Source organism: Levilactobacillus bambusae, assembly GCF_003124125.1.
Lineage (GTDB): Bacteria > Bacillota > Bacilli > Lactobacillales > Lactobacillaceae > Levilactobacillus > Levilactobacillus bambusae.
The window spans coordinates 1-1034 of the sequence record NZ_QCXQ01000038.1 but is presented as its reverse complement, the minus strand read 5'-3'; the positions used below and the strand labels follow the sequence as shown (position 1 = coordinate 1034).

1 protein-coding gene, 1 tRNA gene and 1 pseudogene are annotated in these 1034 nt (G+C 39.0%); all 3 read right to left on the bottom strand.

What is annotated here, in order from left to right; genetic code table 11:
- The coding region (locus tag DCM90_RS09865; RefSeq protein ID WP_109251168.1) for an aspartate-semialdehyde dehydrogenase at window positions 1-442 on the bottom strand (442 nt) is incomplete at its 3' end.
- 342 nt (window positions 443-784) lie between these two features.
- Window positions 785-857, bottom strand: a tRNA-Thr gene (locus DCM90_RS09860).
- Window positions 858-956: 99 nt separating this feature from the next.
- Window positions 957-1034: pseudogene (locus DCM90_RS09855) on the bottom strand (QueT transporter family protein); the annotation flags it as partial.

Below are 1034 nucleotides of genomic sequence, written 5' to 3'. Positions count from 1 at the left end.
GGTCCAAGCCCCATTTTTGGCGAACCGGCTCAAGAGCCACCATCATTTGGATTGTTGAACAGTTAGGGCAGGCAATGATTCCGTTGTGGGCATCAAGTGCATGAGCATTGACCTCTGGAACAACCAAAGGAACATCTGGATTTTGACGGAAATAAGATGTATTATCCACTACTACCACGCCAGCTTTTACTGCGTATGGTGCATACTTAGCTGATGTCGAACCACCTGCTGAAAAGAGAGCAATATCAACTCCTTCAAAAGCTGTTTCAGTCGTTTCTTCAATCGTAATATCTTGATCTTTAAATTTCAATGACTTACCTGCTGAACGTGCAGAAGCAAGGTAACGGATTTTATCGATTGGAAGTGTTGATTCTTCCAACATTTTTATCATCTGAGCACCGACAGCACCTGTCGCGCCGACTACAGCAACTGTATATCCCATAAATAACCTCTTTCGGAATTTTCTAAAAATTTCTATAATAGAAGTATTATACTACTTTTTCCATGAATTGCAAAGCTTTTTCATCATTTTTTGGAAAATAAAAATCCCCAATCGCTAGACTAGGGATTAAGAGGCATCTTCATGTGATGAGCAGGTTCACACAACTCATCAAGGTCCGCTCCTGCGTTATGACCTCCTTATGCTCAATAGTAGTCCGAAGACTACCTATCGACTCATCGCATATTCTATATTACTAGAGATACTTGATTTTGTCAATAAGAAATTTTTTCGATCGAGTATAACAAAAAACTCTCGTATTCAAGAGTTTCCCTATACATATCATGCTAATTGCCGGGATTGAACCGGCGACCTCATCCTTACCATGGATGCGCTCTGCCAACTGAGCTAAATCAGCTTACTTAAGAAGTATACTATATTCAGAAAAACTTGTCAAGTTTCCTTAGAAATTTTCCATAGGAAAAAGCCAGGTAAGAACTACCTAGCTTATCTTCTTCTATTTACTTAAATCAATTCGACGACCAATTTTACCAATAATAATCGCTCCAATAATCAATGAAGCAAATTCACCAGA